The 24,202-nt window shown below is 68.0% G+C and carries 20 protein-coding genes; 14 read left to right on the top strand and 6 right to left on the bottom strand.

All coding sequences use genetic code 11. The features are described 5' to 3' along the window. Nucleotides 1-41: 41 nt before the first annotated feature. The 10 genes from C7R54_RS08705 (at nt 42) to C7R54_RS08660 (ending at nt 12,314) form a co-directional block, all read left to right on the top strand. Entirely contained in the window at nt 42-1,016 is a 975-nt protein-coding gene (locus C7R54_RS08705; protein ID WP_129149802.1) for an ABC transporter permease, read from the top strand. Then, entirely contained in the window at nt 1,013-1,888 is an 876-nt protein-coding gene (locus C7R54_RS08700) for an ABC transporter permease (RefSeq protein ID WP_129149801.1), read from the top strand. The genes C7R54_RS08705 and C7R54_RS08700 overlap by 4 nt, the downstream gene beginning before the upstream one ends. Then, nucleotides 1,885-3,594 (top strand): dipeptide ABC transporter ATP-binding protein, encoded by a 1,710-nt coding sequence (locus tag C7R54_RS08695; RefSeq protein WP_240039439.1) that lies wholly within the window; start codon nt 1,885-1,887, stop codon nt 3,592-3,594. The genes C7R54_RS08700 and C7R54_RS08695 overlap by 4 nt, the downstream gene beginning before the upstream one ends. Nucleotides 3,595-3,606: 12 nt before the next feature. Continuing rightward, nucleotides 3,607-4,845 (top strand): LLM class flavin-dependent oxidoreductase, encoded by a 1,239-nt coding sequence (locus tag C7R54_RS08690; protein ID WP_129149800.1) that lies wholly within the window; start codon nt 3,607-3,609, stop codon nt 4,843-4,845. Beyond that, a complete protein-coding gene (locus C7R54_RS08685; RefSeq protein ID WP_129149799.1) occupies nt 4,842-6,434 on the top strand; it encodes an ABC transporter substrate-binding protein in 1,593 nt (530 codons plus the stop codon). Before C7R54_RS08690 ends, C7R54_RS08685 begins: the two co-directional genes overlap by 4 nt. Nucleotides 6,435-6,440: 6 nt before the next feature. Continuing rightward, nucleotides 6,441-7,418 carry an ABC transporter permease gene (locus tag C7R54_RS08680; protein WP_129149798.1) on the top strand — a complete coding sequence of 326 codons (978 nt, stop codon included), beginning with the start codon at nt 6,441-6,443 and terminating at the stop codon, nt 7,416-7,418. Beyond that, complete coding sequence (locus C7R54_RS08675) at nt 7,415-8,269, top strand: ABC transporter permease (RefSeq protein ID WP_129149797.1); 855 nt, start codon at nt 7,415-7,417, stop codon at nt 8,267-8,269. Before C7R54_RS08680 ends, C7R54_RS08675 begins: the two co-directional genes overlap by 4 nt. A 98-nt stretch (nt 8,270-8,367) precedes the next feature. Further along, nucleotides 8,368-9,597, top strand: coding sequence for an SfnB family sulfur acquisition oxidoreductase (locus tag C7R54_RS08670; protein ID WP_129149796.1), 1,230 nt, complete (start codon nt 8,368-8,370; stop codon nt 9,595-9,597). Between the two features lie 146 nt (nt 9,598-9,743). After that, on the top strand, nt 9,744-11,447 hold the full coding sequence (locus C7R54_RS08665) for a rhodanese-like domain-containing protein (RefSeq protein ID WP_129149795.1): 1,704 nt from the start codon (nt 9,744-9,746) through the stop codon (nt 11,445-11,447). Between the two features lie 102 nt (nt 11,448-11,549). After that, nucleotides 11,550-12,314, top strand: coding sequence for an SDR family NAD(P)-dependent oxidoreductase (locus tag C7R54_RS08660; protein ID WP_129149794.1), 765 nt, complete (start codon nt 11,550-11,552; stop codon nt 12,312-12,314). Nucleotides 12,315-12,445: 131 nt separating this feature from the next. On the opposite strand, the gene C7R54_RS08655 is transcribed toward C7R54_RS08660, so the two are convergent. After that, nucleotides 12,446-13,660, bottom strand: coding sequence for an MFS transporter (locus C7R54_RS08655; protein ID WP_129149793.1), 1,215 nt, complete (start codon nt 13,658-13,660; stop codon nt 12,446-12,448). A 141-nt stretch (nt 13,661-13,801) separates the two neighbouring features. Then, on the bottom strand, nt 13,802-14,737 hold the full coding sequence (locus tag C7R54_RS08650) for a LysR family transcriptional regulator (protein ID WP_129149792.1): 936 nt from the start codon (nt 14,735-14,737) through the stop codon (nt 13,802-13,804). 113 nt (nt 14,738-14,850) lie between these two features. On the opposite strand from C7R54_RS08650, the gene C7R54_RS08645 reads away from it, so the two are divergent. After that, nucleotides 14,851-16,110 carry an MFS transporter gene (locus C7R54_RS08645; RefSeq protein ID WP_129149791.1) on the top strand — a complete coding sequence of 420 codons (1,260 nt, stop codon included), beginning with the start codon at nt 14,851-14,853 and terminating at the stop codon, nt 16,108-16,110. On the opposite strand, the gene C7R54_RS08640 is transcribed toward C7R54_RS08645, so the two are convergent. Both C7R54_RS08640 and C7R54_RS08635 read right to left on the bottom strand, forming a co-directional pair. Beyond that, on the bottom strand, nt 16,072-17,628 hold the full coding sequence (locus tag C7R54_RS08640; RefSeq protein ID WP_129149790.1) for a sensor domain-containing diguanylate cyclase: 1,557 nt from the start codon (nt 17,626-17,628) through the stop codon (nt 16,072-16,074). The genes C7R54_RS08645 and C7R54_RS08640 overlap by 39 nt on opposite strands. 211 nt (nt 17,629-17,839) lie before the next feature. Continuing rightward, nucleotides 17,840-18,748 (bottom strand): LysR family transcriptional regulator, encoded by a 909-nt coding sequence (locus C7R54_RS08635; RefSeq protein ID WP_129149789.1) that lies wholly within the window; start codon nt 18,746-18,748, stop codon nt 17,840-17,842. A gap of 130 nt (nt 18,749-18,878) precedes the next feature. Between C7R54_RS08635 and C7R54_RS08630 the strand changes: the two genes are divergently transcribed. Then, the gene (locus tag C7R54_RS08630; protein ID WP_129149788.1) at nt 18,879-19,757 is read left to right on the top strand and encodes an aldo/keto reductase family oxidoreductase; all 879 of its coding nucleotides are present in this window, start codon (nt 18,879-18,881) and stop codon (nt 19,755-19,757) included. A 143-nt stretch (nt 19,758-19,900) separates the two neighbouring features. Beyond that, on the top strand, nt 19,901-20,788 hold the full coding sequence (locus C7R54_RS08625; RefSeq protein ID WP_129149787.1) for an NAD(P)-dependent oxidoreductase: 888 nt from the start codon (nt 19,901-19,903) through the stop codon (nt 20,786-20,788). A gap of 43 nt (nt 20,789-20,831) precedes the next feature. On the opposite strand, the gene C7R54_RS08620 is transcribed toward C7R54_RS08625, so the two are convergent. After that, nucleotides 20,832-21,545 (bottom strand): MgtC/SapB family protein, encoded by a 714-nt coding sequence (locus C7R54_RS08620; protein ID WP_377814280.1) that lies wholly within the window; start codon nt 21,543-21,545, stop codon nt 20,832-20,834. 303 nt (nt 21,546-21,848) lie between these two features. Between C7R54_RS08620 and C7R54_RS08615 the strand changes: the two genes are divergently transcribed. Further along, nucleotides 21,849-22,742, top strand: a complete 894-nt coding sequence (locus C7R54_RS08615) for an SDR family oxidoreductase (protein WP_129149786.1) — start codon at nt 21,849-21,851, stop codon at nt 22,740-22,742. A gap of 7 nt (nt 22,743-22,749) precedes the next feature. On the opposite strand, the gene C7R54_RS08610 is transcribed toward C7R54_RS08615, so the two are convergent. Further along, a complete protein-coding gene (locus C7R54_RS08610) occupies nt 22,750-23,913 on the bottom strand; it encodes an acyl-CoA dehydrogenase family protein (protein WP_129149785.1) in 1,164 nt (387 codons plus the stop codon). Nucleotides 23,914-24,202 lie beyond the last annotated feature (289 nt).

Below are 24,202 nucleotides of genomic sequence, written 5' to 3'. Positions count from 1 at the left end.
CCTGCGCTTCGCCGCCACGCCCGCCCGCCCGGAAGACCGTCATGTCGCGCTACCTCGTCCGCCGCACCGCCCAGGCCCTGCTCGTGCTCTGGCTGGCCTACACGGCCAGCTACGCCCTGCTCTTCCTCATCCCGCTGGACCCGATCAGCGTGCGACTGGCCGATCCCGACAATCCGGTCAGTCCCGAGGACGCGGCCAGGATCCTCTCCTATTACGGCCTGGACCGGCCCGCCTGGGAACAATACCTGGGATCGCTGCATCGACTCTTCCAGGGCGACCTCGGCTATTCCCTGATCTCCGGCGAACGCGTCGGCACGCTGATCGGCAAGGCCGTGCCCTCCACCCTGCAACTGACGGGGCTGGGCCTGGCGTTCGCCGTCCTGCTGGCGCTGGCCATCGTGACCGTCGCCACGTTGACGCGCTGGAAAGCCTTGCGCGCGGCCTTGGAACTGCTGCCCAGCCTGTTCGTTTCGGTGCCCATGTTCTGGCTGGGACTGCTGGTGATCCAGCTGTTCTCCTTCCGCCTGGGCCTGTTCGTCGCGGTCGATGACCAGGCGCCTTCCTCCCTGCTGTTCGCCGCCCTGGCCATGGCCTTGCCGGTCAGCGCGCCGCTGGCGGCCGTGCTGATGGCCAGCGTGCAGGCCGTCTACCACGAACCCTTCGTCGACGTGTTGAAGACCAAGGGCGCCGGCGCCGCGCGGATCTACACCCGCCATGTGTTGCGCAACGCATTGATGCCCGCCCTGACCGTCCTCGGCATCACGGCCGGCGAACTGGTCGCCGGCGCGGTCGTCACGGAGACCATTTTCTCCCGTCCGGGGCTGGGCTTCCTCACCGAGCGCTCGGTCGCCAGCCAGGACCTGCCCGTCATCCAGGCAGTGGTGCTGTTCGCGGCCGCCGTCTTCGTGTTCGCCAACTGGCTGGTGGATGTCGCCCATCCGCTGGTCGATCCGCGCGTGCGCGCGTCGCGCGCCGCGAATCGCGCCCTGCCCCTCGCCGAGGAACCGAAATCATGAATACCACCGTCGCCGAGGACCAGGCCGGGCAGGCCGGACAGGACCAACCGGCGTACTCCCGCGCCGGACGCTTCCGGGCCCACGCCGATCCCGGACTGCTGCTCGCGCTGGCCATCGTCCTGCTGGCCCTGCTCTGCGCCCTCGCGCCCGATCTGCTGTCGCCTTACGGTCCGCTCGACGCCGACCCCGCCAACCGCCTGCAGGCGCCGAGCCTGCACCACTGGTTCGGCACGGACAACCTGGGCCGCGACGTGTTCAGCCGCACCGTGCACGGCGCCGTCCTGTCGCTAAGCGGCGCGGCGATCGCCGTTTCCCTGGGCCTCGTCGCGGGCGTCCTCGTCGGCGTCCTGGCGGGTTATGCCGGAGGACTGCCGGACGCCATCGCCATGCGGCTGACAGACGTGCTGCTGGCGATACCCAACCTGCTCCTGAGCATGGCCATCGTCGTCACGTTCGGATTCGGCACCTGGAACGCCGCGCTGGCCGTCGGCGTCGCCTCCATCGCAGTCTTCGCGCGGCTGACGCGCGCCGAGGTCCTGCGCCTGCGCGCGCTGGACTATGTCGAAGCAGCGCGCGGCTCGGGAGCAAGCCATGCCGGCCTGGTTTTCCGGCACATCCTGCCCAACGCCATCACGCCTGTACTGGGCCTGGCCGCGCTTCAGTTCGGGACGGCGATACTCGCCATCGCCACCCTGGGTTTCCTGGGATTTGGAACGCCGCCTCCAACGCCTGAATGGGGTTTGCTGGTCGCCGAGGGCCGCGATTTCCTGGCGTTCGCGTGGTGGTTGACCACCCTGCCCGGACTGGTGATCGTCGCGGTCGTCCTGTCGGCCAGCCGCATCGCGACCGAAATCCGCAGGAGCACCCGTTGAGCAGCCTGCCCATTCCCGCCAGCCATATCGCGAATCCCATCGCGGCCCAGGCTGCACTCCCTACGATCGCCGTCCCGGATCATGCCGCGGACCTGCTGGCCGTCCAAGATCTCGGCGTGGTCTATCGCGCGGCGGATCGCGCGGTGACGGCCGTCGCCCATGCGAGCCTGGTCCTGCGTCGCGGCGTGACCACCGCGCTGCTGGGCGAATCCGGGTCCGGCAAGAGCACGATCGCCGGCGCCATAGCGGGCACCCTGCCGGCGTCCGCCCTGAAGACCGGCTCCATCCCTTTCGGCCAGGAAGACTTGCTGACGCTGCCCGAACGGCGCTTCCGCCGGCTGCGCGGAACGGCGATCGGCTACGTGCCGCAAAACCCCGCGCGGTCGCTGGACCCGTTGCAGCGCGTAGGCGCGCAAGTGGACGAAGCGCTGGCCGTGCATGAGCCCAAGGCGCCACGGTCGGCCCGTTGGCCACGCATCCTGGACCTGCTGGCACGAGTCGGGTTCCGCGATCCCGAGCAGGTCGCCCACCGCTATCCGCACGAACTGTCCGGCGGCATGCAGCAACGCGTGCTGATAGCCATCGCCCTGGCGTGGACGCCCAGCATCCTGGTGGCCGACGAACCCACGTCCGCCCTGGACGTGACCGTCCAGAAAGCCATCCTCGATCTCATCGACGAGCGCAGGCAGACGGACCGGATGGCGGTCCTGCTGGTGACGCACGATATCGGCGTGGCGGCGGAGCGCTCGCAGGACGTCGTGGTATTGCGCCACGGACGCATCGTGGAAGCGGGTCCGACCGCCGAGGTCCTGCGCCATCCCCGGCACGAATACACCCGCCAACTGCTCAAGGATGTGCCGGGCGTCGCGGGCGGCGCCCGCGATCATCGTGCACCGCGCGCCCCGGCCGCGATGCCGCCCGCCATCCGCCTTGCCGGCGTCGGCGTGGAATACGCCACGCGCGGCGCCCCGGGCCACAAGGCCATCCACGATATTTCCTTCGACGTCGCGGCCGGCACGACCGTGGCCATCGTCGGCGAGTCCGGTTCCGGCAAGACGACCACGGCGCGCGTCATCGCCCGTTTCCTCGCGCCCACCACGGGCGAGGTCGGGGTCTGGGACGCCGACGGGACGGCATTGCCAACCGGCGCGGACCGGGCCTATCGCCGCCATGTACAGTTCGTCTACCAGAACCCTTATCTCTCGCTGAACCCACGGCACCGGATCCGGACGGTGCTCACCGAACCGCTGCGCGCGCTGGGCTACGGCACGCCAGCCACCCACGCCGCGCGCGTGGCTGAACTGCTGGACATGGTGACCCTGCCCCGGGACGTCCTGACGCGGCGTTCGCGCGAGTTGTCGGGCGGGCAATTGCAGCGCGTGGCCATTGCGCGCGCCCTGGCGGCGCAGCCCGCCATCCTGGTGCTCGACGAGCCTGTCTCGGCGCTGGACGTCACGGTGCAGGCGCAGATCCTGCGTCTGCTCGAATCCCTGCAATCCCGCCTGCGCCTGACCTACGTTTTCATTTCCCACGACCTGGCCGTGGTGCGCCAGGTCGCCGACGAGGTCCTCGTCATGCGCGAGGGTCGCATCGTCGAGCGCGGCCCGGTCGAGGACATCTTCGCGCGCCCCGCCCATCCCTATACCCGCCAATTGATCGCCGCCGTGCCGGGCCTGCGCGCGGCCGCGGCCGATGCACGAACGTAACGGAACCCTGCCATGAATGCCCCTCCCGCCCTGGATGCGCCCCCGTCCCTGGACGCATCCTCCTTCCGCTCTCCCGCCGACGACCCGAACAGCCCGCTGTCGCGCGTGTTGCGCCAGCCGCTGATCCTGGGCCTGTTCCTGCCTATCCAGGACGGCGGGTGGACGCCATCCACGCTGCCGCGCACGACCACCTGGACCTTCGACTACAACGCGGCCCTGACCCGCCGCGCCGAAGCGCTGGGATTCGACCTCGTCTTCGGCCTGGCGCAATGGGCCAGCGCGGGAGGCTACGGCGGCGACATCCGCTACCGGGAGATCTCGCTGGACTCGTTCATGGCCACCGCGGCGCTTTCCGCGTGCACCGAACGCATCCTGCTGATCTCGACATTGCACGTGCTGTACGGGCCCTGGCATCCCGTCCACCTGGCCAAGTTCGGGGCGACCCTGGACCATATCTCCAAGGGCCGCTGGGGCATCAATGTCGTCACCGGCTATGCCGAGCGCGAACCGCTGATGTTCGGCATGAAGAAAATCGAGCACGATGCGCGCTACGCCATGGCCGACGTATTCGTGCAGCGGCTCAAGCAGTTGTGGTCCCTGCCCGGCAACCTGACCGTCGATGGGCCGTATTGGGCCATGGAAGACGCTTTCGTCTCGCCCAAGCCCGTGCATGGGCGACCGGTGCTGGTCAACGCCGCCGGCTCGCCCGCCGGCATCGAGTACGCCGCGCGGCATTCCGACCTGATCTTCATCACCAGCCCCGCGGGCAACCAGATCGAGGACGCGCTCGCCAGCCTGCCGGGCCATATCGCCAACATCCGCGCCACGGCCGCGGCCGCCGGCCGTTCCCTGCGCACCATGATCAATCCCATGGTGATCTGCCGCGATACCGAACGGGAGGCCATCGCCTATCGCGATGCCATCGAAGCGGCGGCCGACGTGGTGGCGATGGAGAATTTCGCCGAGCACGGACGTCGCGGCGACAGCCAGGCCTGGCGCAACCAGCGCCGCCAGCATCGGGCCATCGGCGGCAACCTGCACCTGGTCGGCAGCCCCGAGCAGATCGTCGACAAGCTGATCAAGCTCAAGGCCGCGGGCATCGACGGTGTCCAGCTGACCTTCTACGACTTCGCGCCGGACCTGGAGTATTTCGGCGAGAAAGTCCTTCCCTTGCTCCACGAGGCAGGCCTGCGCATTCCCGACCTGCCCGCCACCGCTGTCCAGGCACAGCAACAGGAACACCAGTCATGACGATAGACCGCCGCGCATTCATGCGGAATTCCGTGGCCGCGCTGCTGGCCAGCACCGTTCCCTTCGACATTCGTGCCGAGGACCGGCCGCGTGAAGGGGGCACCTTCATCGTCAACCTGGAACCGGAACCCTCCAGTTTCCTGTTCAACTCGAACACGGCCGGGGTGCTGGCAGGCCAGGTCGTCGAGGGCCTGGTCGAGTACGACCGCGACTACAAGCCCGTGCCCGCCCTGGCGGAGCGCTGGGAAGCATCGCCGGACGGCTTGACCATTACTTTCCACCTGCGGCGCGGCGTGAAGTGGCACGACGGCAAGCCGTTCACCTCGGCCGACGTGCAATACACCGTGCTGGAGGTGGTGAAGAAGGTCAATCCCCGCGCCGGCACGGCGTACAAGGCAGTCCAGGCGGTCGACACGCCCGACCCGTATACGGCCATATTCCGCCTGTCCGAGCCTTCGCCCGCCATCTGGGCCGTGCTTTCGGCCGGCGAGGCCGCCATCCTGCCGCGCCACCTGTACGAGGGCAAGCCGCCGCTCACCAATGAATGGAACAACAAGCTCATCGGCACCGGCCCTTTCGTTTTCAAGGAATGGCAACGAGGAGACTACATCCTGCTCGAACGCAATCCCGAATACTGGGGCGGCAAGCCACACCTGAACCGCGTCCGCATCAAAACGATCACCGATCCCGGCGCCCGCGCCGCCGCGCTGGAGGCCGGCGAAGTCCATTACTCGCCCTTCAGTCCCGTGGCGCCCTCCGAGGTGGCCCGGCTGAAGACCGTGCCTGGCCTGCGTATCGAAACGGGCGGCTATGGCATTTTCGTCCCCCAGTTTTTCTTCGACTTCAACCTGGATCGCCCGCAATTCCGCGACAAGCGGCTACGGACGGCGTTCGCGCACGCCATCGACCGCCAGGCCATGGCGGACAAGGTGTGGTTCGGCCTGGCCAAGGTGGCCACCGGCCCCATCCCCAGCGCCCAGGCGGCCGCCTATACCAGCGACACGACCCAATACCCCTACGACCCCGCGCGGGCCGAGCAACTGCTGGACGCCGCCGGCCTGCCGCGCAAGGCCGATGGCGTGCGCCTGCGCATCACCCACCACACCATGCCTTATGGCGACGTGTTCAAGCGGGTCGGCGAATTCCTGAAGGAATCGCTCAAGCAGGTCGGCGTGGAGGTCGAACTGGTCAACCTGGACCTCGGCCAGTTCCACCGCACCGTCTTCGGCGACCGTAATTTCGATACGTTCAGCACCTACTACGCCGCCGGCGCCGACCCGCAATTCGGCGTCCTGCGGCGCTACTGGACCAAGACCATCGCCAAGGGCGTGCCATGGTCCAACGGCACCGGCTATTCCAACCCCGCGCTGGACAAGATCATCGAAGCCAGCTTCACGGAAAATGATCCCGCCAGGCGTCGCGACCTGCTGGTGCAATTCCAGAAGATCGCCCAGGACGACCTGCCGTCGATCAACCTGCTGGAACTGCAGCACTACAGCGTCGTTTCGACCCGCGTGCACGGCCTGAGCACCTTCCCGGACGGCTACGCCAAGTCCTTCAAGGACATCTGGCTGGAAGCCCGGAGCTAGCCCGCCATGCTGCGCTATTTCGCCTACTTCGTGAACCGGCTGGTCCAGATGGTGCCCATTGCCCTGCTCATCATCCTGGCCAATTTCTTCCTGCTCAAGTTGGCGCCCGGCGATATGGCGGACGTGATGGCGGGCGAGATGGGCGCGGCCACGCCGGAGCTGATGGCCAGCCTGCGCCAGCAGTTCGGCGCGGACCAGCCCTTGCCGCAACAGCTGCTGCACTATTACGAAAAACTGCTCAGTTTCGATCTCGGCTATTCCTTCCGCAATGGCGCCAGCGTGGCCACGCTGATCGCCGAACGCTTGCCCGCGACCGTGCTGCTCGCCGGTTCCGGCCTGCTGCTGGCCTGCCTGGCCGGCGTCGGCCTGGGCTGGCTATCGGCGAACACCCGGCGCGCCTGGTTGCGGCATGCGATTTCCACCTTTACCACCGTCGGCTTCGCCACCCCCCTGTTCTGGACCGGCCTGATGCTGATCGTGCTTTTCTCCATTCATTTCCGGTGGCTGCCCACCGGCGGCCTGGAGGATATCGACGCCGAGTACCAGGGCTACGCCCGACTTGCCGACATCGCCCGCCACATGATCATGCCGGTCCTCAGCCTGGCCTTTTTCTACCTGGCGATATACACGCGCATCACCCGCAACGCCATCAAGGAAGTACAGGGCATGGACCATGTGCGGACGGCGCGCGCCAAGGGGCTGGGCGAGTTGAGGATTTCCATCGTCCACGTGCTGCGCAACGCCCTGCTTCCCGTCGTCACGGTAACCGGGATGCAGGTCGGCTCCATCCTCAGCGGGTCCGTGGTGGTGGAGACCGTCTTCGCCTGGCCCGGGCTGGGGCGTCTGGCCTTCGATGCCGTCATGCAGCGCGACCTCAATTTGCTTCTGGGCATACTTTTCTGCAGCTCGCTGGTCGTGATGATCGCCAACATCGCCACCGACCTGGCCTACGCCAGGCTGGACGCAAGGATCGCGTTGAAATGAACGGCTCGGCCCCCGCATCCTTCCTCGCGGCCTGGCGCCACTATGCCCGCCACCGCGCCGCGGTTGCCGGGCTGGCGCTGCTGCTGCTCGCGGCCCTGCTGGCGGCGGCGGCGCCATGGCTGTTCACGCACGACGCCTTCGCCATGGTGGGCAAGCCCTTCCTGTGGCCCGGCGCGGACCCGCGCTTTCCGCTAGGCACGGACATGTTCGGACGCGACATCCTGGTGCAGCTGGCGTATGGCGCACGCGTGTCCCTGCTCGTCGGCGTGACGGCGGCGGCCATTTCATCGATCGTGGGCGTGGCCGTCGGCCTGGCGTCGGGCTATGCCGGAGGCTGGGTGGACCATGTGCTGATGCGCGTGACAGAACTGTTCCAGACCATGCCGTCGATGATCTTCGTCATCACCATCATGGCGATCTTCAAGCCTTCCGTCGCGTCCATCGTCCTGGCCATCGGCCTGACCAGCTGGCCGCAGACGGCCCGGTTGATCCGCGCCGAGACGATGCGCGCGCGGGGCAGCGACTATGTGGCGGCGTCGGTGGTCCTTGGGCTACGGTCCACGCACATCGTCTGGCGCCACATCCTGCGCAACGTGATCTCGCCCGCCGTCGTGACGGCCACGATACTCGCGGGCAGCGCCATCCTGACCGAGGCGGGGCTGGCCTTCCTTGGCCTGGGCGACCCCAACGTCATGTCCTGGGGCAGCATGATAGGCGCCGGCCGCCAGGTGCTGCGCACGGCCTGGTACATCACGGCCATTCCGGGCGTCGCCGTGGTGTTGACGGTCGCCGCCATCACGGCGATCGGCAACGGCGCCAACCTGGTGATCAACCCCGTCCGCGATGCCTAGCCGTCGCGGACGCCGCCGGCGAGCCAGGGCGGCGACAAGCGCGGCCCACTACACATTACAGAAACCCGATCACAAGAACCCGATCATGGAGACCCACCATGCCCTTGACTGAATCCTCCGCGCCGCCGGCGGCGCGAACGACGACGCAAACCCCGGCCCGACGCCTGGAGACCGAAGCCGAGGTTCTCCAGACCGTCGAGCGCCTGGCCGCCGGCTTCCGCAACGGCGCCATAGAACGCGACCGCGACCGGCGCCTGCCGCACGGGGAAATCGCCGCGCTCAAGCGCGCCGGCGTCTTCGCCATCACCGTGCCCCGCCAGCATGGCGGCCTCGGCGCGTCGGCGGCGACCGTGGCCGAGGTCTTCCGCATCCTGTCCAAGGCGGACCCCAGCATCGGCCAGATCCCGCAGAACCATTTCTGCTTCCTGCCCGTGTTCTCCTTCGGCACGCCAGAACAGGCCGCGTTCTTCCATGGCCGCGTGCTGGCCGGCGACAGCATCGGCAACGCGCACAACGAAAGCACGCGCCATCGCGCCGGCACCTATGAGCACCAGTTGGCCCGGGTCGACGGCGGCTGGACGGTCAGCGGCAGGAAGTTCTATTCGACCGGCGCCGCGTTCGCCGAGTGGATACCCTTCATCGGCTACGACGACCAGCAGCGCCAGCTCATGTTCTTCGTCGACGCCAAGGCCAAGGGCGTCAGCATCGTGAACGACTGGAGCGGAATGGGGCAACGCACCACCGCCAGCGGCTCGACGCTTTTCGATAACGTCTTCATACCCGACTTCAACGTCTTCCCCTACCACCTGGCGGGCGATAGCAAGCGTCCCACGCGCCTGTTGGCGGCGCTGATCCATGCGGCCATCGACCTGGGCATCGCCGAGGAGGCGCAAGACGACCTGCGCCGCTACATCCTGGACCAGACCCGCCCCTGGATAGACAATCCCCACCCGCGGCATGCCCAGGAGCCGTTCATCGTGCAGGCTTACGGCGAGACCGGCCATGGCGTGCGCACCGCCGCGCGCCTGTTGAAGGCGGCAGCGGCGGACATCGACCACGCCTGGGCGGACGGCGGCAAGGAGGCGGCGCTGCAGGCGGGCCTCGCCACGGCGGACGCGCGCATCGCCTGCGCCAACGCCGCGTTGAAGGTATCGGACCAGTTGTTCGCGCTCACCGGCGCGCGCGCCACCTTGGCGCAATACGACCTGGACCGCCACTGGCGCAATGCCCGCACCCATACCTTGCACGATCCGTTGAGATGGAAGCTGTTCCACCTTGGCAACTACTACCTGAACGGCATCGAGCCCGGCCCACGGTCCCTCATCTGAATCCACGGCCCTGCATCACGGCCCTGCATCACGGCCCTGAATTACAGCTCTGAATCAGAGCCCCGAACCACAGCCCTGCATCCACGGCCCTATCGTCGGATGGCCAGGGCCTCCAGTATCACCCATATCGTCAGGAGAACATCCACATGAGCGCCATCACCAGCCCCAGGGCAAACGTGCCGGCCGCCGCCGGCGCCATCAAGACGATCACGGCCCGCCAGTTGGCGGACCGCCTGCGGGAAAAGCACGAGCTCGCCGTCATCGATGTCCGCGAACTCGCCCGGCATGTCGATGACGGGCATTTGCTGCTGTCCATTCCCCTGCCGCTGAGCCAGCTGGAAATCCAGGCCGATGCCCTGCTTCCGCATCGCGGCGCGCCTGTCGTGGTCTATGACTCGGGCGACCACACGGATGACCACACGGGCAACCGCTCGGGCGAGGTCGGCCTCGCACAGCGCGCCGCGGCGCGCCTGGTCGCGGCTGGCTACCGAGACGTGGCGGTCCTCGACGGCGGCGTGCGGGCCTGGCGCGATGCCGGCCTGGAGGTCTACACCGGGTGGCACGTGCTGTCCAAGGCCTTCGGCGAATTCGTCGAGCATGCCTACGGCACGCCGCACATCCCGGCCGAGGAACTGAAATCCCGCATCGATCGTGGCGAGGACCTTATCGTACTGGACGGCCGCAATATCGATGAGTTCTACAATTTCAGCATTCCCGGCGCGCATGCCTGCCCCAATGCCGAACTGCCCTATCGCGTGCACGACCTGGTTCCGTCCCGGGACACGCTGGTGGTGGTGAACTGCGCGGGTCGCACGCGCTCCATCATTGGCGCCCAGGCCTTGATCAATACCGGGCTGCCCAACCGCGTCGTGGCCCTGGAGAACGGCGCGATGGCCTGGCTCAAGGCCGGGTATCCCCTGAACACCAAGCACCACAACACGGCGCCGCCGCCGACGCCCGCGGGCTTGGCCAAGGCTCGGCAATCCACCGCCGCGCTGCGCCGGCGCTTCGCCATCCAGGACCTGGACCGCGCCGGCTTGCAAGCCTTGCGCGCGGACCCCGACCGCACCCTGTATGTGCTGGACGTACGCACCCGCGAGGAATTCCGCGACGGCCATCTGCCGCGATCCGTGTGGGCCGAAGGCGGCCAGCTGATCCAGGCCACCGACCAGTGGATCGCCACGCGCCATGCGCGTGTCGTGCTGGTCGACGACCGCGACGGCGTGCGAGCGGCGATCACCGCGTCATGGCTGATCCAGCTCGGTTGGGACGATGTATATACCTATGGCCTGGATCCCGCCACCGATGCACTGGAGCTTGGCGCCGGCCAACGCGCGGTGCTGGGCCTGCCGGCCGCCGCCACGCCCATCACGGCCGAGGCCTTGTGCCAGGGCCTGGAGGCGCGCCGCCTCGCCGTCTTCGATTTCTCGCCGAGTCCCTTGTACCGGGTCTCCCACATTCCCGGCGCGCGCTTCGCGCTGCGTTCCCGCATCGACCAGCGCCTGCTGGATGCCGCGGCGGACCGCGATATCGTGGTGGTCGCCTCGGATCCGGCCCTGGCGCGCCTGGCGGCCGCCGACATCGCCGCGCTGGCGGGCGCGGACCGCGTGCGCGTGCTGGCCGGCGGCAACCTCGCATGGCGCGACAATGGCGGCGAGCTATTGGGCGCCGAAGACCTCCACTGGCACGATCCTGCCGACGATGTCTGGCTATCGCCCTATTTCCGCGAAGACCGCATCGCCGCGTTCGATACCTATATCGACTGGGAGGTCGGCCTGATCGACCAGCTCAAGCGCGACGCGCTCGTCTCCTTCCAACGCTACGACGACATCGCTGGCCGGGCCAGCTGAGGGCTGGATGGCCATGGCCGTTATCACGGTCATGGCCGTTGCCGCGGCCAGGCTACGAACCTGCTACCCTTCGGGACGAACCTCATCGCGAAGACGCCAGCCATGACCATGCCCCTGCAAGCTCCCAACGCCGACCGCCCCGTCGCGCTCGTCACCGGCTCGACTTCCGGCATCGGCGCCGCCATCGCGCGACGGCTGGCGGACGATGGCCATGCGCTGGTGCTTCATTCGCGCGGATCGGTCGATGCGGGCCGCGCCCTCGCGGCGGAACTGGGCAAGGCGGTCTACATCCAGGCTGACCTGCAGGATGACGTCCAGCGCGGCCGCCTGGTCCGCGAAGGCGTGGCCGCCTGGGGTCGGCTCGATGTCCTGGTCAACAATGCCGGCATCAGCCGCGTCATCCCGCATGGGGACCTGGCCGCCGCGACGCCGGCAGTGTGGCACGAGCTCTACGAAGTAAACGTCGTCGCTCCCTTCCGCCTGGTGACCGAAGCCGAACCGGCCCTGCGCGCCGCGGCGGCGCGGGGCCGGCCGGCCTGCGTGGTGAACATCAGTTCACACGCGGGCATCCGGCCCAAGGGCGCCTCCATCCCCTACGCGGCCACCAAGGCGGCGTTGAATCACGTGACGCGCCTGCTGGCGCTTACGCTGGCGCCCGACATCCGGGTCAATGCCGTCGCGCCCGGCCTGGTCGATACGCCGCTGACGGCCGATTGGACCGATGCGCAGCGGCTGTGGAAAGAGCGCTCCCCCATGCGGCGCGCGGCCAGCCCCGCCGATATCGCGCAGGCGGTGGCGCTATTGGTGGCGTCGGACTATCTCACGGGCGAAGTGCTGCTTTCGGACGGCGGCCTGAACCTGACTTGACTTGACTTGAGTTGACTTGACCGGACTTGACCTGAGCTGACCTAAGCTGACCGGACCTGACCACGATACGGCCCTCAAGCACCCCGATACGGCCGCCAGGCAGACCACCGCCCCGGCGGCGCGTATATCCGTCACCGACCGCTGGCGCGCATGTCCGCCAGCGCCCAGGCATGGATGGCCAGGCCCGCCAGCGCCAGCAGGCTGCCTACCCAGCCCGTCGAGGACCAGCCCAGGCCCGCGTCGATGGCCAGGCCCCCTAGCCATGCGCCCAGCGCGTTGGCGATGTTGAAGGCGGAGTGGTTCAAGGCGGCGGCCAGGGTCTGCGCATCGCCCGCGACGTCCATCAGGCGGGTCTGCAAGGTCGCCGCCAGCGCCACCACCGTGCCGATCAGGAGCACGTTCAGCGGCCCCAGGTAAGGACTGTTGGCGGACAGGTAGAACGCCCCCATCACCACCGCCGCCCAGACCAGCACATAGCGTATGGTCCTCTCCATGTTGCGGTCGGCGAAGCGCGAGCCCATCAGGTTGCCCGTCACCATGCCCAGGCCGAACAGCGCCAGCACCACCGGCACCAGGGCCTCGGGCATGTGCGCCATCTCCGTCATCGTGGGCTTGATATAGCTGAACACGGTGAAGATGCCGCCCGAACCGATGGCGCCGATACCCAGCGTCAGCACCACCTGCTTGTTGCGCAAGGCGCCCAGTTCGCGCAAGGGGCTGGCGCGCTGGTCGCCCGGTGCATAGGGCACCCAGCGACGCACCGCATAGGCGGTCAGCAGGCCGATGGCGCCCACGATGGCGAAAGCCGAGCGCCAGCCCAGCCATTGCCCGATGGCGGCCGCGACCGGTACGCCCACCAGGGTCGCGATGGTCAATCCCAGCAGCACCATGGCCACGGCCCGCGCGCGCCGGTGCGCCGGCACCAGCCCCGCCGCGACCAGGGCCGCGACGCCGAAATACGTGCCGTGGGGAAAGCCGGTCGCGAACCGCGCCAGCGCCATGGACCCGAAACCGGGTGCGAGCGCACTGATGAAATTGCCCAGCGCGAAGACCAGCATCAGCCCGATGAGAAAACTGCGGCGCGCCCATCGTGCGCCCAGCACCGCGAGCAAGGGCGCGCCAATCACAACGCCCAGCGCATAGATGCTGATCAGGTGCCCCGCCTGCGGGATCGTGATGTGCAGGTCGCGCGCCGCATCGGGCAGCAGGCCCATGATGACGAACTCGCCGGTGCCGATGCCAAAGCCGCCGACGCCCAGGGCGAACAGCGCGCGGCGGGTCTCGGCCGCGGAAAGGGCTATGGAAGCAGGGGCGCGGCCGTCGGCCACGCCAGGAGAAATGGACATAGGGATGTGAATCGAGAACAACGGGGGAGGAACATCGGCGCCTGCCGGGCGCCCGCAAGGGATGCATGCGGCAGGGACATGCCGCTATGGTAACCGCTGAAGATGACCCTCAGGCTCGAACCGAAGCACGGCAGGACACGGTCAAGGCCCCGTCACGGCCTTCGGCAGGTTCTCCGTCTCGCGCGCGAAGCGGTCGATGAGGAAATCCAGCAAGGCGCGCACGCGGGGCGCCATGTAGCGCGTGCGATGCCACACCGCGTACACGCCGGGCTCGGGCCAGATGTAGTCCGGCAACACGATTTTCAAGCGGCCGGCGCGCACCTCCGCGGCGGCGTCCCACATCGTCTTGCGCACGATGCCGCGTCCCTCCAGCGCCCACCGGCGCGCCAGCGCACCGTCGTTGGTCTCCCACGCCTCGGCCATCGGCACGGTGAAGTGCCAGCGCGCGCCATCCTTGCGGAAGTGGAACTCGTTGAGCGGCCCCGATGCCGTCACCAGCACGATGAAACGGTGCCGGTCCAGCATGGCGGGCGTGAGCGGCTCGCCATGCTGGCGCAGGTATTCGGGCGAGGCGCACAGCACGCGGCACATCGGGCCCAGCCGGCGCGCGACGAGGGTCCCTTCGTCGGGTTCGGCAAAGCGTATGGCCAGGTCGACCTCGTCCTGGACCAGGTTGCTGAGCGTATCCGTCAACGTCATCGCCAGGCGCACGTCGGGATGGCGCGCGGTGAAGTCGTCCAGCCAGGGAGACAGGCTATGCAGGCCGAAGTCCGTCGACGCCGACACCCGTATCTTGCCCCGTATCGCCGTGGCGCCTGCCTGCAATGCCGCCTCGCCATCGTCGATCGCCTGCAGGGCCGCCTGGCAGTGCGCCAGGTACACGCGCCCCTCATCGGTCAGCCGCAGCTGCCGGGTCGTACGGACGAACAGGCGCGCACTCAACGCCGCTTCCAGCTTGCCCAGGCGCGCGCTTGCGGCGGCGGGCGACATGCCCAGCTTGCGCCCCGCCGCCGAGAGATTACCCAGGGCCGCCGCGTGCGCGAACAGCCGCATGTCACCCAACCTGTCGGTCGCCATTCTTCAGCTCTTATTGAAAGTCAGTCAAATCCAGGACCAATTATCAAATATAACGGTGCCGACCATACTAGCGCCCGTTGTCCCCGCCTGGGGACGCTCCGTAGACATCCCCCATGCCTTCCAACACGCCTTCCGGCGCGGCCGCTGCCGCGTCCTGCCCCCGCCTGTCCCTGTCCACCGCAAGCTCGCCGAACTGGGCGGGCCTGTTCGCGCTCATGCTCGCCAGCTTTGCCACCACCGCCAACGAAACCGTGCCGGCCGGGCTGCTGCCGCAACTGGCCGCCGGCCTGGGGGTGTCCGAAGCCTGGGCCGGACAACTGGTCACCCTGTGCGCCCTGGGCGCGGGCCTGGGCGCCGTGCCGCTGGCCACCGGCCTGCGCCATTGGCCACGCCGCCGCGTCCTGGTGCTGGCGCTGGGAGGTTTCTTCCTGTGCAACGCCATCACGGCCCTATCGACGCATTTCCTGCTGACGCTGGCTGCCCGGCTGGTGGTGGGTGCGGCGGCAGGCCTGGCCTGGAGCGTAATAGCCCCGTATGCGCGCCGGCTCGCGCCGCCCGCGCAACAGGGTCGCGCCCTCGCGGTCGCCATGCTGGGCCTGCCGCTGGCCCTGGCGCTGGGCGTGCCGCTGGCGGCGTGGCTGGGCCAGTTGGTCGGCTGGCGCTGGGTCTTCGGCGGCCTGTCGGGCCTGGCCTTGCTGCTCGCCGTATGGCTGCTGGCCGCGGTCCCTGATGCCGTGGATACCGTGGATGCCGGCCGACAGTCCCGCCCCGCAAGCGCCTCGCAAGCGCCTCGCCCGCGCCTGGGCCAGGTGCTGGCGCTGCCCGGCGTACGTCCCGTCCTGGCCGTGGTCCTGCTCTGGGTGCTGGCGCACTACACCCTCTACACCTACATCGCGCCCTTCCTGGCCGCGGCGGGCCAGGCGGATCGCCTGGGCGCGGTATTGTCCACGTTCGGACTTTGCACGCTGGCGGGCCTGTGGCTGGTCGGCTGGCTGGTGGACCGCCACCTGCGCGGCCTGGTCCTGGCCTCGCTGGGTCTCTTTGCCGGCATTGCGGCGGCCTATGGCGCGTGGGGAACATCCTGGCCGGTGATCGCAGCCGGCGCGGCGCTTTGGGGCCTGAGCTTCAGCGGCGCGCCGACATTGTTGCAGACCGCCTTGGGCGACGCCGCCGGCGAACACGAAAGCGTGGCGCAATCGATGTTGGTGACCGTCTTCAACCTGGCCTTCGCCGGCAGCGGCGTGCTGGGCGGCGCCTTGCTTGCCACCGTCGGCGCGACGGCCTTGCCCTGGATGCCGGTCGCGTTGGCGGCCGCCGCGTGGGGCACCGCTTTCCTAGCGCGGCGCCACGGCTTCCGTGGCGGCCGGCGCTAGCGGGGCCGACCGGACCTGGTCGCGCCCCGACGCCTTGGCCTTGTACAACAACGCATCCGCGGCGGCGAGCAAGGCATCCTTGAGCTCTCCCGCCGCCGGCACGCAGGACGCGCAACCGATGCTGACCGTGACGCGGCCGATCTGGGAGCCCGTGTTCTCGATATCCAGGCCGCGCACGTTGCGGCGCACCTCTTCGGCCACCCGCGCCGCGCCGGCCTCCTCGGTGTCGGGCAAGAGCACCACGAACTCCTCGCCCCCATAGCGGGCCACCACATCGACCGACCGCCGCACCGTCGCGCCTATGCATTGCGCGACCGACGCCAGCACCTTGTCGCCCTCGGCATGCCCATATGTGTCGTTGTACAGCTTGAAGCGGTCGATATCGATGAAGAGGGCCGAGATCGGACGCTGCCTGCGCATCGCGTGCTTCCACTCCGCGTCGAAGCGGGCATCGAAGGTACGGCGGTTGTGCAGCTTGGTGAGCGGGTCGGTCGCGGCAAGCCGGGCCAGCTCCGCCTGCACGCGCAGCTTTTGCCGCAGGGCCAAGGCCAGCAGCCAGGCGCCCACGGTCAGCGCGATCCCCCAGAACACGGATGCGGCCGCCGCCAGGCGGAAATGCCGCTTCCAGTCTTCGAGCACGTCGTCCATGGTGGGTGCGACCACGGCAAAGAACGGCAGGCCGGCCACCCGGCGAAAGGTGTAGAGGCGCTCGATGCCGTCGCGGCCCCGCGCGATGAGCGTGCCGCGCCCCTTGTCGGCCAGCCGCTTGTAGATGGGCGACGCCGCGACGCTGCTGCCCACCACCACGTCGGAATACGGCTTGGAGGCGACCATCGTGCCGTCATCCAACAGGATCTCCACCACGCCCGGCGCGTCCAGCTGGATGCGCTCGAACAGGCGCTGGAAGAACTCAAGCCGCACCTCGAAGAACGCGATGCCCGCGAACGAGCCATCCGCGGCGTTGATCCGGCGGCTGAGCGCCATCACATGGCCGCCCTCCTTGGCCCGGGTCGTGAAAGGATGGGAAATGTACAGGCCGATGTCAGGCTTGTTTTTCTGCTCGATGAAGTAGCGCCTGTCATCCACCGACATGCCGATATTGTCCTTGCCCTTCTGCTGCGCGGCCACGATCACGCCCATGGCGTTGACCACGAATTTCGTGTCCACGTAGGATTCAAGAGGCAGGCTCTTGAATATCCCCGCACGATCCGTGTCGGCGAGCACCGCTTGCCCATGGGCGGCGAGCGCCTGTTCATCGCTGACCAGGTCCTGCAGCTGGACGTCGTAGAAGCGGAAATTGTTTTCGAGATCCAGCGCGATCATCGCGTTGAGATTCTCCGAGGTCTCGCGCTGGTGGTCGATGACCTGATGGCGCATGAGCCACATCATCGACAGCGGGACCAGCGCCGCCGCGAGGGCGACGACCGTGCCGGCGATGCCCACCGCACAAGGCCGGTTGCCCGCCACCCGCACGATGGGGGCGACGGCGGAGGACAGCAGGCTACGGATGCGGGACATCAACGGCCACTCTCCCCTGGGCTAGCCCAGTTCCGGATCGCGGCAGCCGTCGCTGCCACGGCCGCGTGTCGCGGCGAGGGGATGATAGCCGGCGTCTTGGAGGCTTGTCACCCTGGCGCGCGCGCCGTGTCGCGGCGTGGCGACGACGCAGCGGTTACGCGCCAAGACGCAAGGACGCCTAATGCGTGCGCGCGGCCGGCGACCCGGGCGGCTACGCGCCCTCGTTCGCCGCCTTCACGAACTCGACGAACGCCTTCAAGGGCGGCGGCATGAAGCGCCTGCCGGAGTAGTAAAGGAAAGGCCCGGGAAAGCGCTGCCACCAGGGTTCGAGGACGGGCGCCAGCGCGCCGCTGTCCAGGTGCGGCCGCAACCACTGTTCGAACAGATAGATGATGCCGCTGCCGCCGATGGCGGCATCGACGGCGAGGTCGATGCCACCGCCGATCAGCACCACCAGCGGGCCGCTCCCATCGATGCGCACGGTTTCCCCGGCCCGCTCGAATTCCCACGGCGCCATATTGCCGCTGGGAAAGCGCCCGCGCAGGCAGGCATGGTCCATCAGATCGCGCGGATGCGCCGGGCGTCCATGCCGGGCAAGATAGGCGGGCGCGGCCGCCGCGGCCATGCGCTGCACCCGCGGCCCGATCGGCACGGCGATCATGTCCTGTTCCAGCCGCTCGCCGTAGCGGATGCCGGCATCGCATCCTTGCGCCAGGATATCGACGAAATTCTCCTCGGCCACCACGTCGAGCCGGATATCCGGATACGCGGCCAGGAAAGGCGAAACGATGGCGGGCAAGACCAGCCGCGCCACGCTGACCGGCACGTTAAGCCGCAGCGTCCCCGCCGGCCGGTCACGAAAACCGCCGACCGCGTCCAGCGCGGACTGCATCTCGCCCAGGGCCGGCTCCAGCCGCGCCAGCAAGCCGCGGCCGGCTTCGGTCAACGACACGCTGCGGGTGGTCCGATGCAACAGCCTTACCCCTAGTCCTGCCTCCAGGCGGCGTATCGCATCGCTCAAGCGGGAAGCGCTGGTGTCGTGCGCGCGCGCGGCGTCGCGGAAACCGCCCGCCCGCGCCACCGCGGCGAACGCGCTGAGATCATTCAGGTCGGCTCTCATTGTCCTGATATCCGTACAGCCCGTACGGATTGTACGGGATTATCAACGACCGCCAGAGTGTTTATCTTGTTCGCATGTCGGCGTGCCCCCCGGCGCCTCCCCTCCCCGCCTTACCTCCAAGGAGATTCCCATGTCCAGCAACGACTACCCCCGCCGCTTTCCGCTGGCCGGCCGCGAGGTGGGCCGCCTCGGCTACGGCGCCATGCAACTCGCCGGCCCCGGCGTCTTTGGTCCGCCCAAGGACAAGGCGGCCGCGCTGGCGGTCCTGCGCGCCGCCGTCGACGCGGGTGTCGACCACATCGACACCAGCGATTTCTACGGCCCGCATATCACCAACCAGCTGATACGCGAGGCCCTGGCGCCCTATCCCGCCCACCTGCGCATCGTCACCAAGGTGGGCGCCCGCCGCGGCGACGACGCCTCATGGCAGCCGGCGTTCTCGCCGGAAGCGCTGACCGACGCGGTGCACGACAACCTGCGCAACCTGGGCGTGGACGTGCTGGACGTGGTCAACTTGCGCCTGATGTTCGACGTGCATGGGCCGGCCGAGGGCTCGATCGAAGCCCCCTTGTCGGTCCTCGCCGGATTGCAGCAAAAAGGCCTGATCCGCCACATCGGCCTGAGCAACGCCACCGCGAAGCAGATCGCGCAGGGACGCGGCATCTGCGACATCGTCTGCGTACAGAACCAATACAACCTGGCGCATCGCGGCGACGACGCCCTGATCGAGGACCTGGCCCGCGACGGCATCGCCTACGTGCCGTTCTTCCCCCTGGGCGGTTTCAGCCCGCTGCAATCGAACATCCTGTCCGACGTGGCCCGGCGGCTGGACGCCACGCCCATGCAGGTCGCCCTGGCGTGGCTGCTGCGGCGTTCGCCCAACATCCTGCTGATACCGGGCACGTCGTCCCTCGCGCACCTGCGCGAGAACCTTGCCAGCGGCGATATCGTCCTGCCGGACGATGCGATGGCGGCGCTGGAGGGAATCGGCCAAGACAGGGAGAAATAAACGGTTTAATCTCACGGGGCCCCGGACTCGACACGCGCCCGGGGCACGCCAACGGTGCGTCCATGCCGGGACACCCTGGCACGACGGCTTGGCGTCAAAGGCGGCATTGCAACCCATTACCACCTACCCGAGAGAGAAAGAAAATGGAGACACGCATTGGATTCATAGGCTTGGGCGTCATGGGCACGCCCATGGCCCTCAATCTTGCCCGCGCGGGCACGCCCCTGCTGGTCTGGAGTCGTTCCAGCGGCAACTACGACGCCTTGCGCGCGACCGGAGCGCAGGTCGCGCAGACCCCCGAGGAGGTCTACGCGCGGTGCCGCACGGTCATCCTCATGCTGGCCAACGACGTCGCCATCGACGCGGTCCTGGCGCGCGGTACGGCGGATTTCAGCGTCCGCGCGCGGGACCATGTGATCGTCAACATGGGCACCACATCGGCCGGCTATTCGCGCGAGCTGGGCGCGGAAATACAGGCGGCCGGCGGGCGCTACGTCGAAGCGCCGGTGTCCGGATCGCGCAAGCCCGCCGAGGCGGGACAGCTGGTCGTCATGCTGGCCGGCGACGCGGACGACACCGCCGCCGTGCGCGAACTGGTCAAGCCGCTCTACCGCGACAGCTTCGTCTGCGGCGCGGTGCCGGCGGCCTTGACGATGAAGCTGGCGGTCAACCTCTTCCTGATCACCATGGTCACCGGCCTGACCGAAGCCACCCATTTCGCCCAACGTCACGGCATAGACCTGGCGACATTCGCCGCCGTGCTCAATGCGGGCCCCATGGCCAGCGACGTTTCCCGCGTCAAGCTGGACAAGCTCACCAGGCAGGACTACTCCGTGCAGGCCGCCATCACCGACGTGCTGAAGAACAGCCGCCTGGTGGCGGAGGCCGCGCGCGGCATCCGCATCGCGTCGCCCCTGCTGGACGTCTGCCATGATCTTTACCGGGAAACCGAGGACATGGGCCTGGGGCAGGACGACATGGTCGCCGTATTGCGCGCCCTGGAACGACGCACGGACGCGGGCAGCGCCTGATCCCCAGGGCCGACGGGGCACGGCAAAAGGCAGGGCCGGGCCCCTAGGCCGGCTCGTCGCTGGTCAGGTCGAACGTCTTGACGTTGTAGTGCGACCGGACCAGCTTCAGCCAGTCGACGGACACATCCTGGCGCCGCCGTTGGCGCCAGCAGATACGGAAGTCATACTCGACGTTCGTCGTGCCCGATATCTGTCTTTGGCAGTCGAAATAGGCCTGCCCGTGCCGTTGCGCCACCAGCCGGCGGAATTGCGGCAGGATATCCTCGTCCGCGCTCGCGATGACTGTCACGCGCGCCCAGCGCTCGTGCGGGATGGCCAGGTCGACCCGCTTCAGCAGCCACAAGGTCAGCACCGCCAGCACCGTCGCGCACACGCCCAGGCCCAGCTGGCCGCCGCCCATGCACAAGCCGATGACGGTCACCATCCACAGCGTGGCGGCGGTGGTGACGCCGGTGACCAGGTCGCCCTTCCTGAGTATGGCGCCGCCGCCTATGAATCCGACGCCGGTGAGTATCCCCAGCGGCAGGCGCATCAGGTCCATGTCGGCGAAGGAAGACTGCGTCTTGCCGGACAAGGTCAGCAAGACATTGGCTTGCACCATGGCGATGCTGGCCGCCAGGCAGACCAGCATGGTGGTGCGCAGGCCGGCGGCGTGGCCGCGCGCCTCGCGGTTGAAACCGATTACCGCGCCCGCCAGCAGGGTCAGCACCAGACGCAGGGCAATGTCGGGCCACGTGGGATTCAGGGGCATGTTCATGGCGAATGACCTTCCGAGGATGCGCGGGGCGATTCCGGCCCCGGACCACCAGCAATCTTCGTTCCGCAGGCAACACCCACCGTACCGGCACCACGGCGGCCGATGGCGGCAGAGGCGACCGGGCGAGCCGCGTGGCCGCGCCCTGCTCCGGCCCAGGCCCCCGGGCTCATCACTCCGTGCCTGTCATCCTGTTAGTGCCTATACCTGTATAACGTCACTACTTTTCTCCGCCCGCGGCTGCGTCCAAAGTAGCTTCCTCCATAACGCATAACGCCATCCGCATCGCAACCAGGAGAATTGAACATGCGTGTCTTCGTTACCGGCGCCACGGGTTTCATCGGGACCGCCGTCGTCAAGGAACTCATCGACCATGGTCATGAAGTATTGGGGCTGACGCGATCCGACACCGGCGCGCAGGCGCTCGAAGCCGCCGGCGCCCAGCCGCACCGCGGCGACCTGGAGGACCTGGACAGCCTGCGCCGCGGCGCCGGGCAGGCCGACGGCGTCATCCACTGCGCCTTCGACCATGACTTCTCGAATTTCGCGGCGAACTGCGAAAAGGACAAGCGCGCCATCGAGGCGCTGGGTAGCGCGCTGCGCGGCACGGCCCGCCCCATCGTCATCACCTCCGGCACCGGCATGGGGAGCCCCGCGCCCGGCCTCCTGGCGAAGGAGGACGTCTTCGACGCCGGCAATCCGAATCCGCGCAAGCTGTCCGAACTGACCGGCGCGGCGCTGGCCGAGGACGGCGTCAATGTCTCCATCATGCGCCTGCCCCAGGTACACGACACCACCAGGCAGGGCCTGCTCACCTACGCCGTTTCCATCGCGCGGGATAAAGGCGTTTCCGCGTATATCGGCGAAGGCCTGAACCGCTATGCGGCCGCCCATGTACTGGACGTTGCCCGCCTCTACCGTCTCGCCATCGAACGCCAGCAGCCCAATGCCCGCTATCACGCCGTCGCCGAGGAAGGCGTGCCCTTGCGCGACATCGCGGAGGTCATCGGGCGCGTGCTGGGCGTGCCCACGGCGTCGATCGCGCCGCAAGCGGCGGTGGAGCACTTCGGCTGGATGTCGATGTTCGCGGGCATGGACCTGCCTGCATCCAGCGCCTGGACGCAGGCCACCCTCGGCTGGCACCCGACCGGCCCCGGGCTGCTGGCCGACCTGCGCAACCTGCGCCTGGCGACAGCGTGAGGCCTGGCTAGTACGACTTCGGCAGGCCCAGCGCCTTCTCCGCGATGAAGCTCATGATCATCTGCGGGCTCACCGGTGCAAGGCGCGGGATCCACGCCTCGCGCAGGTAGCGCTCCACATGGTATTCCTTCGCGTAGCCCATGCCGCCATGCGTGAAGATGGCGTTCTCGCACGCGGCGTAGCACGCCTCGGCGCCGAGGAACTTGGCGCTATTGGCCTCCGCGCCGCAAGGCTGCTTCTGGTCGTATAGCCATGCCGCCTTCTGCACCATGAGGTGCGCGGCCTCCAGTTCCATCCAGGATCGTGCGAGCGGATGCTGGATGCCCTGGTTCTTGCCGATCGGACGGTCGAATACCTCGCGCTCGTTGGCATACTTGGCGGCGCGCCGCAAGGCGGCCCGGCCCAGGCCGACGGCTTCCGCGGCGATCAGGATGCGCTCCGGATTCAGGCCATGCAGGATATAGCTGAACCCCCTGCCCTCCTCGCCGATGCGGTCCTCGACGGGAATCCGCAGGTTGTCGATGAAGAGCTGGTTCGAATCGACGCACTTGCGGCCCATCTTCTCGATTTCGTGGACCTCCACGGCGTTGCGATCGAGGTCGGTATAGAACAGGCTGAGCCCTTCGTTGCCCTGGCACTCCTCGATGGGCTTGGTGCGCGCCAGCAAGAGGATCTTGTTGGCCACCTGCGCGGTGGAGATCCAGACCTTCTGCCCGGTAACCACGTAGTGGTCGCCCTGGCGCACGGCCCGCGTCTTCAGCTTCAAGGTATTCAAGCCCGTGTTCGGCTCGGTGACGCCGAAGCACGCCTTGTCCTTGCCCGCGATCAGCGACGGCAACCACCTTTGCTTCTGCGCGTCCGTTCCGAACACGACGACCGGATGCAGGCCGAAGATGTTCATGTGCACGGCGGAAGCGCCGGACAGGCCGGCGCCGGTCGCGGCGATCGTATGCATCATCAATGCCGCTTCGCTGATGCCCAGGCCGGCGCCGCCGTATTCCTGCGGCATGGCGATGCCCAGCCAGCCGGCCTGGGCCAGGGCCTGGTGGAAATCGAAGGGAAAGCCGCCTTCCTTGTCCCGCTTGAACCAGTAATCATCATCGAAAGGCTCGCACAAGCGTTCGATGGCTGCCTTGATCTGCTCTTGCTCGTCACTCAGACGGAAATCCATTGCTGCATCCTGCTGATTGGGGGTTCAAGAAAAATTCACGCCCTTGCGAACGCGTTTCCAGCGATGGCCGAGTCGCCGCGCCTGGCGGTGATTTTTCCGGCCACGCTTCGAGGCGCGGCATCCACGTCGTCGTCCAGCTTCCGGCGCAAAAAATATATCATATGAAATTCTCTTGTGTGAATAACTATTCATGCTGGTGAATTTCCTGGATTTCTATAAACTTCCGGTCTGCGGCGGCAAGGCTGATATCCTGCCTGCGGCGACGCCAGCCCGGCGCGGCGGCGCTGCT

The sequence above is a fragment of the Achromobacter aloeverae genome (assembly GCF_004121055.1).
GTDB classification, from domain to species: domain Bacteria; phylum Pseudomonadota; class Gammaproteobacteria; order Burkholderiales; family Burkholderiaceae_B; genus Bordetella_C; species Bordetella_C aloeverae.
Note: the sequence above shows the minus strand (reverse complement) of the source record. Positions and strands in the feature narration are given on the sequence as shown.

What these genes read in the sequence shown, in the direction of transcription:
- C7R54_RS08705 (WP_129149802.1), top strand. Translation starts at nt 42, where the DNA reads ATGTCGCGCTACCTCGTCCGCCGCACCGCCCAGGCCCTGCTCGTGCTC.
- C7R54_RS08700 (WP_129149801.1), top strand. Translation starts at nt 1,013, where the DNA reads ATGAATACCACCGTCGCCGAGGACCAGGCCGGGCAGGCCGGACAGGAC.
- C7R54_RS08690 (WP_129149800.1), top strand. Translation starts at nt 3,607, where the DNA reads ATGAATGCCCCTCCCGCCCTGGATGCGCCCCCGTCCCTGGACGCATCC.
- C7R54_RS08685 (WP_129149799.1), top strand. Translation starts at nt 4,842, where the DNA reads ATGACGATAGACCGCCGCGCATTCATGCGGAATTCCGTGGCCGCGCTG.
- C7R54_RS08680 (WP_129149798.1), top strand. Translation starts at nt 6,441, where the DNA reads ATGCTGCGCTATTTCGCCTACTTCGTGAACCGGCTGGTCCAGATGGTG.
- C7R54_RS08675 (WP_129149797.1), top strand. Translation starts at nt 7,415, where the DNA reads ATGAACGGCTCGGCCCCCGCATCCTTCCTCGCGGCCTGGCGCCACTAT.
- C7R54_RS08670 (WP_129149796.1), top strand. Translation starts at nt 8,368, where the DNA reads ATGCCCTTGACTGAATCCTCCGCGCCGCCGGCGGCGCGAACGACGACG.
- C7R54_RS08665 (WP_129149795.1), top strand. Translation starts at nt 9,744, where the DNA reads ATGAGCGCCATCACCAGCCCCAGGGCAAACGTGCCGGCCGCCGCCGGC.
- C7R54_RS08660 (WP_129149794.1), top strand. Translation starts at nt 11,550, where the DNA reads ATGACCATGCCCCTGCAAGCTCCCAACGCCGACCGCCCCGTCGCGCTC.
- C7R54_RS08655 (WP_129149793.1), bottom strand. Translation starts at nt 13,660, where the DNA reads ATGTCCATTTCTCCTGGCGTGGCCGACGGCCGCGCCCCTGCTTCCATA.
- C7R54_RS08650 (WP_129149792.1), bottom strand. Translation starts at nt 14,737, where the DNA reads ATGGCGACCGACAGGTTGGGTGACATGCGGCTGTTCGCGCACGCGGCG.
- C7R54_RS08645 (WP_129149791.1), top strand. Translation starts at nt 14,851, where the DNA reads ATGCCTTCCAACACGCCTTCCGGCGCGGCCGCTGCCGCGTCCTGCCCC.
- C7R54_RS08640 (WP_129149790.1), bottom strand. Translation starts at nt 17,628, where the DNA reads ATGTCCCGCATCCGTAGCCTGCTGTCCTCCGCCGTCGCCCCCATCGTG.
- C7R54_RS08635 (WP_129149789.1), bottom strand. Translation starts at nt 18,748, where the DNA reads ATGAGAGCCGACCTGAATGATCTCAGCGCGTTCGCCGCGGTGGCGCGG.
- C7R54_RS08630 (WP_129149788.1), top strand. Translation starts at nt 18,879, where the DNA reads ATGTCCAGCAACGACTACCCCCGCCGCTTTCCGCTGGCCGGCCGCGAG.
- C7R54_RS08625 (WP_129149787.1), top strand. Translation starts at nt 19,901, where the DNA reads ATGGAGACACGCATTGGATTCATAGGCTTGGGCGTCATGGGCACGCCC.
- C7R54_RS08620 (WP_377814280.1), bottom strand. Translation starts at nt 21,545, where the DNA reads ATGAACATGCCCCTGAATCCCACGTGGCCCGACATTGCCCTGCGTCTG.
- C7R54_RS08615 (WP_129149786.1), top strand. Translation starts at nt 21,849, where the DNA reads ATGCGTGTCTTCGTTACCGGCGCCACGGGTTTCATCGGGACCGCCGTC.
- C7R54_RS08610 (WP_129149785.1), bottom strand. Translation starts at nt 23,913, where the DNA reads ATGGATTTCCGTCTGAGTGACGAGCAAGAGCAGATCAAGGCAGCCATC.